General features: G+C 49.1%; 11 protein-coding genes and 1 pseudogene. 2 read left to right on the forward strand and 10 right to left on the reverse strand.

Translation table 11 applies throughout. The features are described 5' to 3' along the window. Positions 1-30: 30 nt before the first annotated feature. From IM299_RS04445 to IM299_RS04455, 3 genes are read right to left on the reverse strand one after another with little or no spacing between them, the layout of a single operon-like run. Positions 31-2,772: an AAA family ATPase gene (locus IM299_RS04445; protein WP_227013032.1), complete on the reverse strand. Its 2,742-nt coding sequence runs from the start codon at positions 2,770-2,772 to the stop codon at positions 31-33. After that, positions 2,765-3,310, reverse strand: coding sequence for a hypothetical protein (locus IM299_RS04450; RefSeq protein WP_107759093.1), 546 nt, complete (start codon positions 3,308-3,310; stop codon positions 2,765-2,767). The genes IM299_RS04445 and IM299_RS04450 overlap by 8 nt, the downstream gene beginning before the upstream one ends. Then, complete coding sequence (locus tag IM299_RS04455) at positions 3,303-5,690, reverse strand: ABC-three component system protein (protein WP_129639785.1); 2,388 nt, start codon at positions 5,688-5,690, stop codon at positions 3,303-3,305. The genes IM299_RS04450 and IM299_RS04455 overlap by 8 nt, the downstream gene beginning before the upstream one ends. Positions 5,691-6,712: 1,022 nt before the next feature. On the opposite strand from IM299_RS04455, the gene IM299_RS04460 reads away from it, so the two are divergent. Beyond that, complete coding sequence (locus tag IM299_RS04460; protein ID WP_129639784.1) at positions 6,713-7,174, forward strand: hypothetical protein; 462 nt, start codon at positions 6,713-6,715, stop codon at positions 7,172-7,174. 452 nt (positions 7,175-7,626) lie between these two features. Here the strand turns inward: IM299_RS04460 and IM299_RS04465 are convergent, their stop codons facing one another. From IM299_RS04465 to IM299_RS04480, 4 genes and pseudogenes are all read right to left on the reverse strand, one after another. Continuing rightward, on the reverse strand, positions 7,627-8,805 hold the full coding sequence (locus IM299_RS04465; protein WP_129639783.1) for a DUF3800 domain-containing protein: 1,179 nt from the start codon (positions 8,803-8,805) through the stop codon (positions 7,627-7,629). A gap of 62 nt (positions 8,806-8,867) precedes the next feature. Continuing rightward, the gene (locus tag IM299_RS04470) at positions 8,868-10,295 is read right to left on the reverse strand and encodes a hypothetical protein (RefSeq protein ID WP_107759087.1); all 1,428 of its coding nucleotides are present in this window, start codon (positions 10,293-10,295) and stop codon (positions 8,868-8,870) included. Positions 10,296-10,374: 79 nt separating this feature from the next. Then, on the reverse strand, positions 10,375-10,593 hold the full coding sequence (locus IM299_RS04475; protein ID WP_107759086.1) for a hypothetical protein: 219 nt from the start codon (positions 10,591-10,593) through the stop codon (positions 10,375-10,377). Positions 10,594-10,640: 47 nt separating this feature from the next. Next, positions 10,641-10,841 (reverse strand): annotated as a pseudogene (locus IM299_RS04480) (tyrosine-type recombinase/integrase); the annotation flags it as partial. Between the two features lie 19 nt (positions 10,842-10,860). Here IM299_RS04480 and IM299_RS23080 point away from each other — a divergent pair. Continuing rightward, positions 10,861-11,061 (forward strand): hypothetical protein, encoded by a 201-nt coding sequence (locus IM299_RS23080; protein ID WP_370567624.1) that lies wholly within the window; start codon positions 10,861-10,863, stop codon positions 11,059-11,061. A 111-nt stretch (positions 11,062-11,172) separates the two neighbouring features. On the opposite strand, the gene IM299_RS04485 is transcribed toward IM299_RS23080, so the two are convergent. The 3 genes from IM299_RS04485 to sbmC all read right to left on the reverse strand — a co-directional run bounded on the left by IM299_RS04485 (position 11,173) and on the right by sbmC (position 13,292). After that, positions 11,173-11,508, reverse strand: a complete 336-nt coding sequence (locus IM299_RS04485) for a DUF496 family protein (protein WP_028013754.1) — start codon at positions 11,506-11,508, stop codon at positions 11,173-11,175. Positions 11,509-11,667: 159 nt separating this feature from the next. Continuing rightward, positions 11,668-12,726, reverse strand: coding sequence for an FUSC family protein (locus tag IM299_RS04490; RefSeq protein ID WP_028013755.1), 1,059 nt, complete (start codon positions 12,724-12,726; stop codon positions 11,668-11,670). A 92-nt stretch (positions 12,727-12,818) separates the two neighbouring features. Then, on the reverse strand, positions 12,819-13,292 hold the full coding sequence (gene sbmC, locus IM299_RS04495; RefSeq protein ID WP_028013756.1) for a DNA gyrase inhibitor SbmC: 474 nt from the start codon (positions 13,290-13,292) through the stop codon (positions 12,819-12,821). Positions 13,293-13,321 lie beyond the last annotated feature (29 nt).

Raw genomic sequence — 13,321 nt, forward strand, 5'->3', positions numbered from 1 at the left:
ACCTCACAGGCCAGACGTTTACGCTCAGTGTTAATACTGCTCAATGTCAAAAGAGACGCCCTGACGAGGGTTACCATTCATGGTGATAATGCTCAGCAATGCACGATCGCCTGAGAGGGCCGAGAATTTTTGTCTCAGGTGGCGCCTCAGCGGGTCGCTTGCCGTCGTTAACACTAACCCAAGCCCCTTCTCCTGCATCGTCAGCATCCTGAAAATGTCCGTCATAGCCACGCGGTTCATATCATCCAGGTGAGCGACAGGCTCATCAAGGAAGAAGGTGCCCCCCAAGGTCCTTGCTCTGGCAAGATACAGGGACAGTGCAAGATCCTGCCGCTGCCCCTGACTGAAATAATCCTGCGTAATAAGTTCATCATCCGCTTTGTCACCTGTCAGTGCCCGCCATCTCAGCTTGCCGTCCTTTGCCACTTTCAGTCCATCGTAAACTTCATTGGCATGCATTCGTGAAAACATCTCCGAAGCAGGTTCGATGAGATTCTTAAGACTGAGGCTGGTCAGACGTTCGATTTCGGATGCTAGCTCATCACGGGCCTGCTCACCTTCCCGCTTTCTGCGTGTGTGTTCACCTATCCTGCGCTCCAGCGTCTCAATGCTGGTGCGAAGCGATCCCGCGCGACTAATAGTTCTGTGCAGATCCACGGCCCTCTGAGCCAGTACATATAGCGTCTCTAAGTGATTCAGGCGGTTCTGCATGCCTGCATGCGCCTCTTCACACTGGAGCAGATTCGCTTTTGTCAGGTCTGCAGCACTGACTTTTCTCCACTGAGTTTGGATGAACTGAAGGTCCGCAAGAACGGCAACAAGCTGTTCTTCTGCGGCCGTTATTTGTTGCAGGCTTTTAGAGACGTCTTCCCCGGTCTGCTTCAGCCCCATTTCGGATACCTGCTGCGCCAGCCGCGCCGTCCGGAGGGCGATGTCAGTATCATCCTTTATCTCCGCCAGCGAAGACTGCACAGACTGGCACCGGTCGTAGACGGATAATTCGACCACTGCGTCTGTATCCGTCTTTAGAAATGCTTCCGCGGCAAGTAGCCTCTCCCTGAACGCCGCATAACGTGCAGACAGCTCCAAGTGAGCAATAAACTGAGATAACTGTTCGGGTGACGATGAGGTTATTCCTCTCTCCTCAAAAAAGACACCATTGCAATGCGCCCTAAATGCCTCACTGAGCTTGCTCTCCGCTACGGCAAGGGATGCTGAAAAGGCGTCTGCATCACGCAATAAGCCTTCCTTTTCCCTGAGCGTCTCTTCCATGCCCGCATAATCACTGCGCATTTGCTCAAGCTGCACATTCAGCGCCTGTGCTTCAGGGGAAAGCCTGTCGCGGGCCGTACGTAACGCAGTTAATAAACGTTCATTTTTAACCCAGTCATGCGTGCAGAGCGGGCAACAGTTCCCCTGTACCTGACTGACAAGCTGCAATCCCAGTGCGTGCAGTTCAGCGGTCTGATCATCCAGCTCCCTGACCGAGGATGTCATCCGCTTAAGTTCATCCGCTGCCTGTTGTGCTTTAACACGTAACGCAACCACCTCATCCCGCGACACGCGCCTGATACGAGACTGCCATTCCTCACGAGCCTCTCCTGAAACATACACGCTGCGTGCCACCTCAAGGTAGCGACTCAGTTCTTCGTGATAGCCCTGCAACGCGCCTGACGGGATACCCTTTTCAAAATAGTTTTCAAGCAGCTGCGTATCCGTGAAACGGAGATTTGCGCTGACGCCCGCCTGCTGCATTATCTGAGCATAATCCTGCGCCGGGGAGCCTTGCGCAGCCATCCATTTCAGCCGCGTTTCCAGTTCCCGAACCTGACCGTCGTCACGCCGTTTTTGCTCCCCGGCATGCTGATGCCTCTGGTTGGCATCCTGCCATGCGCTGCGATGCACAAGGATTCGGGTGCGTAACTGCTGCTCCTCTCCGGATGCATGCTCAAAGGCTTCCCACCGGGCTGACACATCAAGACAGACGGCTCCGTAACTTTCCGTCTCACGTCTGTATTTCGCAATATCCGTTTGCGCACGCTTAAGGAAAGTTTCATGATTTGAACTGTCCTGCCCAGAATCCAAGCTGACGGCAAGTTGCGAAATCAGCTCAGCCGCATCTGATGCAGGTTCATTTGCTTTTTCAGCCTCATTGACGGCGCGGAGCTCTTCCCGGAGACGGTCTAGCCGCTGTGTCAGTTGGCTGACACCGGGCAGATACTGGAGATAACTGTTGATGGACTGCTGTAGGGGTATGAGATGTCCGTACCCCAGAATGTTGGCAAAGACCTGTGAACGCTGTTCGGCTTGCGATTCATCCACCAGCAGGGATAAGGCATTAGAATAAAGCCACCGGCTATTGCGAAGCCAGGCCTGCTTTGTCAGAACCGCCTGGGGACGGTTCTTGCCCGCACCAATTTCCTCCGGAGAGAGCAGGCTAAGAAGAGACAGGGTGTTGCATTGAGTGATGACCTGTCCGTCGGACTTCTCCAGTCCCTTCAGCGTGCGCGTTAGCCGGTACTGCTGCCCGCTAATAATGCAGTCTGCGGCAACAAAGGTTTCTCCATCCCCCCACTTACAGGTCAGCGAACTTTCTGAAACGTCAGGTAATATGCCCGTCAGTAACCACTCCACCGCCTGACAAAGCGTGCTTTTTCCCGTACCATTTGCGGCATAAATAACGGTCAGTCCCGTGTTAAGCGGAATGGTCACCTCTCCGGGTATTCCCCTAAACCGGCTGATCGTCACGTTTAATATCTGAAGATTATACATCGCTGCTCTCCCACTTACTTCCATGGTTCAGGGCGATAGCACGCGGGGAATTTCCCGACTCAAATTCAGCCAGAAGCGCTTGCGTGCTGCCTGTGACCCTAAGGTCTACGGCAGAGATTCCCCGCTGCTCCAGCGGGGCAAGCCCCAGCATTGTGACGCGACCGGTGCGTTTCCACTCCCCATTTTCCATCCACACGAAATGCTTTCTGACCAAACGGGTATTCTGCTCAACTTCTGTAATCAGGCCGTCAGGGACACCGTGAACTGACGGCATCGCATATACTACGCTTGCATCGATGACCCTGCCCTTGCCTTCACGAGCCCGGGCCATCGCGTCCGCAATCTTCTCGCTGACGATCAATTCTCTTTCCATCTGGTCAGGCTTCGCGTTTAGAGGCCACAGCAGCATGCAGGCATATTCGGATTCCCAGTAAAGACTGCCTTCAGACATACCCGTAAGGTATTCCACCGGCAATGTTTTCCTGAAGAATCCGGCAAAGGCCGCTTTTGCTTCAAATTCAGCAATCAGACTATCCATTTTTTACCGTCCATATACTGCTCAGATAGCACTCAAGCTCAGCCGGATCGTCATTTCGCGTCCGGCTGAGCAGAGGATTAAGGGGGAAAAGCCAGGCTCTGCGCGTTGAACGTGGCGCAGCGAAGGAGTCAGCCTCCGCCGCGGGTTCAGCAATATTGGCGCGAGTCAGATCCTGTCGGATTGAACGACCATGTGAAGGCAGGTCCTCTTCCACATCAGCAAACACGCTCAGGTCGCAATGCTCCCCCCCATCCTGTATCCACCGGGTCAGTATGGCGTCAACCTGCGTGTCACTCATTTCATCAGGTAACCATCCCATCACGGACTCAGGTGTCCCCACACCGTTCCATAAAAGATGACCCGTCACGGCATGATTACCGTTCCAGCTGACGCTGGGGTGCATTGAAAGGTAGCTTAGCGCTCTGATCACTTTACGCATGCCCCGGCGCTGTTGAAGGAATGTGTTCACCTGCGGATAGACATAGGACCTGGGCCCGCTCAGTGCATAATGAACAAAATAGCCGGCATAGGGGGGGTTACATGTCACCAGCGCGTGCCGAAATGCATTCACCCCCTCCTGTACAAGGAATTGCGGGGGATCAGTGAAGGGATCCAGCAGCACCCGCTGAAGCTCAAGCTGTATACCATCGCCTACCTCGTAAAAACACCCATTGTGCCATTGCCACATGTAACAGGATGTCGCGGTAAATTCATCACCCGCCGAATTAAACCTAAGGCAAAACATCGCAGAGGTCACGCTCTTATCCCGGATTAACAGGGCCGGTATCGGCCCGTTATCGGCGTGCAAAAGATCATCACCTGCACTGGCTGGGTAAATGCCTGAGGCATAACGTATGCCGTCCGTAATCTCCACCTGTGACTGATGGCAGAAAATGACCCCTAGAAAACGCTTCTGACGTAGGCTCTCAAAACGGCGGATTTGTGCGTTAAAATGCTCCTGTGTCAGCGCACAGGATGATGAGACCAGAAGGACGTTGGGTCGCCGGTGACCGTCATCAGCAATGCTCAGAGAGAGACGGTCATCCAGTACCGTGCCGGAAGAACCGGCCGGAGTGTAATAATCGGTGTTCAGAACGGGCCAGAGATTCACATCATTAAACGCCAGGCGAAGCGCGCGCCCTGCATAACTCAGAGCGGCATTGCAGTCGCAGGTTTCCAGTAAAATAAACCGGTGAATATCGCCCACACCGGACTTTACCCAGCACCAGCCCGCCTGATACTGAGCCCTTCCCGGGTAAAGGCCCTCGCTGTCAGCAGAAAGCCAGCCGTCGTTTTTCCAGGCGTTTAGCACGGTACCGGGCACGATGCCGCAGCCTGCCTGTAAAATAACGGTGCCCTGACATTCACTGATAAGCGCATCAATGGAGCACTGGTCAGCAGGGTCAAAAGCATTCGCGGGGCAGACCAGCATGACCGGATAGTTTCCGGCCACCTCGGGCATTTTATCTTTTAGGAATTCGCCCAGCATACGCACAGAAAGTCTTTCGCCCGCCGGAAAAATAAATGCGTTCAGCCGGCCTGCGGATAACAGGTTTTCATTTCCGTAATGGGTATAAACGTTTTCTGCATGCATGGCGCGTACATCCGCCGCAATAGCGCCCTCTGGATAAACCTCCCGGAAAAAATCCAGAACGCTCTTTTGAGAAAAATACACTTCACGGCGAAAATAGATGCCCATGAGGTTGTCGGACGCACGCACAAGTGGCGAGAGCGATTCACGGGTGTAAAGCTCAATATTCAGTCGCTCAAACTGCGGATGCACCATGTCATATAATGCCTGTCCGGTTTTTTCCTTAAGCAGCGGGGATTTTCTGAGCAACGCATATTTGTCGCGGACGGCAACCAGTGCTTTGAGGTAATCCGTTTTTCGGCCGATAAGATCGGCCAGCGCAGTAGGGTTTCGCTGGAAATACTGCTGTGTTTCGCCGTTAACGTTATCAGAAACTACGAGAATATAGCGAAATGGGAGACCGTCAGGAGGAAGCAAATCACTTATCACCAGACTGCGCAGGCAGATTTTTATCCACTCATCGCGAACTTCTGGCATGGTAAACGCTTTCGAACTGTACCGTTTACATTGCACGATGCCCGCAATCACTCGGTCTTTCATCAGCTGAACGTCGATACCGTTATCGGATCCATCGTTTATCCGAAAGGCCGTGTCATACCAGTCCCAGGTCGCCTCAACCTTTTTCTCATCAAATAAATCCCGGACGATTAATTCGAATGCTCTGGGGTCAAGCGTGCCAAAAGGCAACTGTCCGCAGTCATGAGCATAAATATCCCGGGCGTTGTTGTGAGCCAGCGCTCTCTCTCGATCATCGTCTTCATCGCTGTAAATACGAATACTGGCGTCCATTCACCATCCCTCAGACAACGTAGTCACTATTTTTGTGTCATTTTAAGATACTTTACTCCCACTTAAGCCGGGCACAAAGCCTGAAATGCTAAGAATTTCATCGCCATCAGTAACGGGGGTATTTACCGCACGCCATGTTTTAATGCCTGGCAGGGCTATCCCGAAGGGATGAGCTCCAGATTCAAAAATACACTTGCTGAGGCCTGCTGAATCAGAGGGGAATGTGCGTAAGCGTTATTTTCAGGAATTTCAGGCGCGTGGCTGGCAGGTCCTTGCGAGATTCGCAGTTGCCCAATGTTAAATCAATACGTTGGAGCGAATTCGGGTTAAAACCTGTGAGAGCCCGGGCGGCGCGACTGACCTTTCAGCTTCTACCTCCAGGCAAATAAGGCCGGCGAGAACGACTCACGAATCCAGCTCACAGGGGAATAAGTCATCAGAAATCGTTAATTTGTTATTCGTTATTGCACCCTCTTTTATCAGCAAAGACGTTCGTTTAAATTGAGAGCCTGAAACCGTATTTAGTCAGCACGCATTGAATCACCATTGTGATTACCAATCACTTATTAATCGCAAACAGCAATACTTAAGCAACAAATGATAGCCGGAGAGTGCGGGATGACGGATTAAAAACATCAAAACTATTAACTTCAGATAAAATTAATTTCTTTGATTTTCTAAATATAGAATAACACCACTTTTTTTATTAATGAGTCACAAAGAATATTTTTTATTTTCCTGCATAACCAGATTACCTCTAAGCAGGACATTATCCGTATAGTCTGGAACGATAATTATCCGCGTATACGCGTCAATAATCACCACTAACTGGTATATAAACTGCGGGCGATGCTGGAACGTCACGATTTGCCCGCCAGACTCATCTTTACAATCCCCAATCATGGGCTCAAACTGAATGAACCCCTGTTGCACTCCCTGGCAGGGGTCTAAACCGTTATGACCGACGACGGGAATAAAAGCCTGCCGTCATCCGCGAGCTTCCCTCTGCATGCTAAAATTCAATGACGCGTATGTTCTCTCACCATTCGCTTTGCCATCATCTGCTGTGGCTGCTTATGGCCCTTGTGCTGGGCGTGAGCATTCACAATATTATCCGCATCCTGCCCGTGGTCGCGTCAACGGATATACCTATCCTTCCCGTGCCCATTTCAGGCCATCACACAGTTAGGATTTCACCATGCCGAGACTCTCTCTTTAATGAAAAAAATGCCTGGTCTCCATTTTTTGTTGATGAAATGACGCACGAAGACCCGCGATTACCCGACGCACCGATCAGTGCCCTGCTTTTCAGCGTCAGAGGGCTCCTCTATGAGGACAAGAACACAAAATGTCTGATTATCCTTGCATCCGGCGCCGCACAGTTTATCGTTGCCGAAGGCGATGGACTTCTGGACAGCGAGGAGGCTGTCGCCCGTATTTTCTCTGACCGCGTGACCATTATAAAAAGGGGGGTTACGGATTGACCTGCTCCCCGCTGTTAGACACATTTGAGTCATTTAAGATGGCTCAAAAAGTGGTTGGTCCGGTTTACCGGGATGCTTACAAAGAAACCGGAAATCTCAAAAGTGCCTGGAACTAAAGCTGGGATACTTACAGGGTCAGTTTAGGGATCGGAAATGTTTGTACGTTAAGCACATTTTTTAACCAATCCAGATACGTAAGGGATTGATTTAGCGTCAGTGGCTATCGCTTTTAGGTTATCCGATTAAGACAAAATCCCCTCAAAACGCTGTATAGCGCGGGAGTACACTCTATTGCTACAGGTAAGCCTGTTCAAAAAACAGGCTTACCGTGCAATAATTCTACATATCCAAACTGACCCCTAGTAATACCACCCCATTGGCGCTTAAACTCACTGCAAGCCCGGACAACACTCCCACAACTGAAAAGTCTATGGGTACGGTACAGATGAGTGTTAATTGTTGTTTTGAGGCTGACATCCCTGACGTTGTTTCTCTAATAAATTATGAATAGTCTTGGTAAAGCCACTTCTGAATGCCGGAGTATATAACTCTCTTGCTTCTGAATTAAGTAATTCAAGATTATGAAAATCAATTTCTCTTTTTAATTCAGTTCCATGATAAAAAGATATATGCGGGATCGCCGGGACATCGAGCCTTGGAGAATGAATGAGTAACGGGCCAAGGTTCCTGGATGCTTTTACCACATCATCAACATTCCCTCTCAAGAAGCGATTGACAGCTGAAACAATTACATCAGCAGCTTGTAATCCTGATGATTTCGATGAATTACCGAAAATACTATACTGTTTTAGAATCTTACCAAACTGAAAGGGAAAAGAAGCATCTGCAACAGAAGAATGGTTTACACCAAATACTTTCATGCGTCGTTCCACTTCATCTTCAGGCATTCCAATACCAGCATCACTCACGCCAAAGTTTCTCTTGAACACCTCCATTTCTTCTGGCAAGTGTGGAATACCACGTGGCTCTCTGTAATAATCCAATTCAACAGTTTCAGGCATAAACTTTGAATAAAGCCATTCAAAGCTCAGAGGTGCGTTGTTTTTCCTGTCAAAAACCCATTCAAAGCGGGATAATTCTCGCGGATTACGGCGCAGATAAAAGGTAATGGTTTTATCCAGCATATGTGAAATCAAATACGACTGAATAACAACCTGATTATATTCCTGAATGCTTAAAGAATTGATGAGATTTTTTGTTTCTTCAAAAGAATGGTTAACCTCGGAAAACTCATCAGGCGTAAGGCCACCCCTGATTTTTTCAATATATCTAAGTCTGCCATCAATCTGTTGTTTCATGTGGAGACGGGTTAACTCATCATCTAATGATGTACGATTGACGGTCATCGCATGAAACGTGCAATCCAGTTTCAGTAAAGCGGTGATAAAATCGGCAAAGCAATCATGAGAAGGGTCTGGCCTTTTGAGATGTTTAATCTCCTCAGAAGAAGGCACGTTCAGTTTCGACTTAAGCTCCATTAATGCAGCACTGACTTTTTTTTCATTCTTATGGGGTACAGTTAACGCTCCAACTGTACCCCATGCTTTATCAATGGTGGCTAGATCGTTACTTGAACTGAATATCCCTGACTCATCAATATATATTTTCATTATAAATCCCTTTTAAATAACGTTATAAGACAGTCAAAAAAATATGATAGTTACAGTCATTCTTACTTACCGAGTGACTTTAGCATCTCATTCTTTTTGTTCAGCAGTTCTTGACAGAAAACTTCATACTTTTCATCATCTAAGAACTCATCTATTACCTGAATGATTCTCTCATTATTAGTTGAGTTTAAATGTTTCTTGATGACTGCCTGCTCGAAATCCCGCCACCACCTACCCTCATCAGACATCGCAGCCTGATCGGGCAAGCCATTAAACCGTTCTTTATTCTGATAAATTTTATCAATATCGAGAAGCGCAACAAAGTTAGGCTTTAAATGCAGAATATGTGAGTTCTTATAAAATTCAAAACGCTGGATTGCTCTTTTGGTGTGATCATCATTTTCAACTATAAAAATTGCTTGCTTCTTACTTTCAGTAAGTAACTCCATTAATCTCTCAGACTGGTACAGACCTCCTAACGCAATGGCCTTCAAATCCGCGACATTAATTTTTTCCTGCAAAGCTTTATTGCTAATGAAGCAGTCGATAAAAAGCTCATCTACCTTCCCCTCAACAAACAACGTTATTTCATCTGACGTAACGCTGTTCTTTCTTTCTTCATTGGCACTTTTCAGTATTTTTGCAACGCCAGGAATAGATGTGGCCCTTGGGAAAAGAGGAAGCCACCCTTTACTGTTGCTCCAGATGACTGGAAGCGTTGTATTTGGGGTGTTATGGTCAAACGCCAGTAAGCCACCCAGCTGAGAAAATCCCAGTGTGGATGTCGATACGACCCTGTTATATTTTTTTATGATTTCCAGTGATGCATTACGCTCCGATACCGGCATATCTTTATAAAATACGCCGTCAAGATTAGCCACAGTATCTTTTGAACAATATTCCAGAGCCGTAACAACGGTGGCGCCTGTTTCTTCAATTACATGTTTTATTCCATCTTCATAACCTGCAACCGTCAGAACAAATAAATTACGGGATTTTGTTAATGAATACACCTCTTCAGCAACCCGCTTAACTTCATGAGCAATGGTTTTTCCTGATCCAATGACATCATCGACCAATACGATATTTTCAATCTTGGACAGGTCTAGTTTATCTTCATCATCATTTGACACGAAATCCTTTTCTGATAAACCTACCGTTGTCCTGTAATGATAAGCTATCAATGAGCCACTTTTGGCCGTGTTTCCTATTGCTGCAAAAAGGGTATTATATTTCTCCATCGGAGAACCTTTTTCCGATATTTTCCTTATTAATTTTGTGTGTGCAACTTCCAAAGCCGACCTGATGCTGTAGGAATCAAGAATATCAATATTGTTGAGAATTCTGACAGCTAGGGGATAATGTTCAGCATCGAACTGCATAACCCATTTGATTGCATGATCCAGTGAAACCTTGACGGGCCATGAATCTATTATTTTTTCGATTTGTCCGACTAAAACGTTTAAGTTATTAGGTAATGCGTTGATCATTATAATTCCTGTATTTTAATTGAATGTACCAGGCTACAAAGCTCATTATATATCAGGCCTGCTGCGCAGAGTTAAGCACTCACTTCAGCGAACATGGATACCCTGCCCACCTTGACTTTTCGTCCGCCGCCGCCTCCCACTCTTTAAACAGCAGGTCGATTGTGCTCTGTACTATCGTGCTTACTATAACGTCGTCCTCTGCATCCCGGAAGTATTCGTCCCTTATTTCAATCTCGGCCTTGAGTCGGGCTATTTCATCGGCCAGCTCGTCGTCAGTCATCCCTGCATATTTTGCCATCTGCGCTCCTTTTCCTTTCGTATTTATCCTCACACACCATTAATTCTTCAGCGCGTGGCGATCAGCGCCCGCGCGTCCTCCGGAGTCATCGAGAACCGCACGCCGAGCTGGCGCGTCACGTCCAGCGCCATCACCCGGCAGTACCACTCGGTGCTTTTCTCATCCTCATGGCCCATCAGCGCCTGGATCACCTTCTTTGGCACGCCGTGCTGCACCAAGTGCATAGCAAACGAATCCCTGAACGTTCTCGTGCACAATGAGGTAACGATCACCACCTATGGTAGAGCGCTCAAATTAGTTTTGCGAACCCCGCAACTATTGGTGGTCATTTTGGTGGTCTTGACAGAAAGGGAATTCAGGTTTAGCTTGCTTATTAGCCAGTTAATGGCAAAGGCGATCCCAGTCAGAGGAGCCAAATTTAAAAAGCCTGCTTTTGAAGCAGGCTTTTTGCTTTTCTGCGTCGGGTAGAATTGTCAGCTGGCGGCTGCGCCTGACCCGACCTATAAATCAGCGGACCGTTGATCGTCAAATAAAAAAGGCCCCCTGTCACCAGAGAGCCTTTTTCACAATTCGCTGCGATTATTCGCTTTTAGCTTCGGCGTTTTTGATTTCGCCCATCACTTTCAGCTTTTTGGAGATGTCGCGACGCTCTTTGGACAGCTCGGCATTTTTGATGATGTAATCATCAACGCGGTCTTCATAGTCGCTCTTCATGCTGGCGATGATGCCCTGAATAGCTTCAACGCTCATGCCCGGCTTGATGTAGTCGCTCAGGTTGTCGAGCAGCAGAACACGTTTCTGGTTGTCACGGATCTTCTTCTCAACGTCCTGGATTTCACGCTGCAGTTTGTTTTTACGGCGGAACAGGCGGACGAATTCCAGAACATCCTGGAACGAAGGCTTGATAGTTTCCATTTTTTACACCCCTGATAATGTGAGATTCGGATTCGTTAAAGCAACCGCTGTAACAATAACCTTACTGACAGCGGCTGCGAATGACAATGGCTATATCGTTTAAAGCTATCATAACCCCAATTGCTGCTGAATCGAAGCAGCAGGCGTCACATCCGCGTTTTATTTGCGCAGCGCCCGACAAATCAGGTGCGATAGCAGCTCAAGCTGTCGCGCCAGCTCCAGGCTCAGCCAGACATAGCCGTGAATGGGCGTTTCCGCCACGTTATCGCCCTGCCGCTCGTTGATTAACTGCTTCAGTTCCGCCACGATTTCATTGAGCCGCTCGCTGTTCGCCAGCACGGGCTGCGGGTTGCCTTCATAGAGCGCATGGGCGATGGTCAGCAGGGTCTGCTGCGTCATCATCTGCGTCTCTTTGAGGGTCTGGGCGTTAAGCATCAACAGATGGCTGGGACGCGTGGCCCAGTGCGCATTGATTTGCAGTTCAAGCATGCACACCAGATTGCGGCTGACCGTCTGGATAGCTTCGAAAATCGCTTTCTGAATATGGGTCTCTTTACTGGCTGGTACTATCAGGCCGCGCATTTTGACCACGTCGTTGAGGATGGTTTGCAGATGCTTTTCCAGCCGGGGACGCTCAACCAGATTCGGTGAAAACCCCGCCTGGTAAACGCGGTTAAACGCCGTGACGTAGTTAGCCATCTGGATACGCCAGTGCAGAAAAGCCCGCTGCGGCCAGATGCCGGTAAACAGCATGGCGAGCAGCGAGCCCAGAATAACATCCCCGCTTCGCCACATCGCCGTGGTCATATCCCCTGCTGGCGCGCCGACCACGACCGCGAGAGTGATACCAATCAGCAGCGCCTGATAAGGCCGTTTGCCCAGCGCCAGCCAGCCGCACAGGAACATGGCGGCACCGCACCATGCCAGCATCACTGGAAATGAGATGAGCTCAAGCTTCAGGGCAATCAGCCCCAGGGCAGAGCCAAGCACGGTACCACCTATCCGCTCGAAGGCGCGCGGGACAACGTTTCCCCAAAATGAGATTGGTCCCATCACCACCACCAGCGTGATCAGCGGCCACGTTCCTTCCGGTATATCCAGCAACCTGACCAGTACAAAGGTCAACACGAACGCCAGCGCGATGCGACACCCGTGCACCACGCGGTAATGTTTATATAAGCGAATTTCAAAAGGGGTTAATGATTTGTCGGGACGCACACCCGCTCTCCAGCAACACGGCAAATCACAATTGTACTGTGTTTTCAGCCGGGCGGATCGCTCCCGGCTGAAAAACCCTTCATTGAGCAGGCTTAAACCGTTTTGTGCTCTACCGCGATAAACATTTCAATATCCCAGTAGCCGTCCGCGTTGCCATCATTGAGATAGCGCTCAAAGCAGGGCTTAAGCGCCATCTGGTATTTATTATCCTGCAGCAGGGAATTAAAGAACTGATACCACGGGGTTGCAAAGTCGTAGTTTTCCACGCGCGCCGTCGCCACGGCATAATCACCGGCCGCGATTTCGGTCATCATCACCCCTTCGCTGTTTTCCGGGATGACGAAATCATCCGGTACGGTAACGGCCGTATCGCAGCGCAGTTTTTCTGCCGGAACCTCATCGGGGTTATCGTAATAGACCGCCACCCACTCCAGCGGCTCAATGTGACGCCCGTCTACCCACATGACCAGCTGTTCAAAGCCCTGCTTGACCGTTTTTTCCCACGGCCCAACAAGATGAAAACCCGCAATCTTACGTTTCTGTTGCTGCTTGATGCTGTAATCCATGCTGCCTCCGATTAGCACTGTATATTTAT

Source organism: Enterobacter cloacae complex sp. P47BA (assembly GCF_014930485.1).
In the GTDB taxonomy this organism is placed as follows: domain Bacteria; phylum Pseudomonadota; class Gammaproteobacteria; order Enterobacterales; family Enterobacteriaceae; genus Enterobacter; species Enterobacter bugandensis.

Bases quoted from the DNA above. Each gene is read 5' to 3' on its own strand.
- IM299_RS04445 (WP_227013032.1), bottom strand. From the start codon at position 2,772: ATGTATAATCTTCAGATATTAAACGTGACGATCAGCCGGTTTAGGGGA.
- IM299_RS04450 (WP_107759093.1), bottom strand. From the start codon at position 3,310: ATGGATAGTCTGATTGCTGAATTTGAAGCAAAAGCGGCCTTTGCCGGA.
- IM299_RS04455 (WP_129639785.1), bottom strand. From the start codon at position 5,690: ATGGACGCCAGTATTCGTATTTACAGCGATGAAGACGATGATCGAGAG.
- IM299_RS04460 (WP_129639784.1), top strand. From the start codon at position 6,713: ATGACGCGTATGTTCTCTCACCATTCGCTTTGCCATCATCTGCTGTGG.
- IM299_RS04465 (WP_129639783.1), bottom strand. From the start codon at position 8,805: ATGAAAATATATATTGATGAGTCAGGGATATTCAGTTCAAGTAACGAT.
- IM299_RS04470 (WP_107759087.1), bottom strand. From the start codon at position 10,295: ATGATCAACGCATTACCTAATAACTTAAACGTTTTAGTCGGACAAATC.
- IM299_RS04475 (WP_107759086.1), bottom strand. From the start codon at position 10,593: ATGGCAAAATATGCAGGGATGACTGACGACGAGCTGGCCGATGAAATA.
- IM299_RS04485 (WP_028013754.1), bottom strand. From the start codon at position 11,508: ATGGAAACTATCAAGCCTTCGTTCCAGGATGTTCTGGAATTCGTCCGC.
- sbmC (WP_028013756.1), bottom strand. From the start codon at position 13,292: ATGGATTACAGCATCAAGCAGCAACAGAAACGTAAGATTGCGGGTTTT.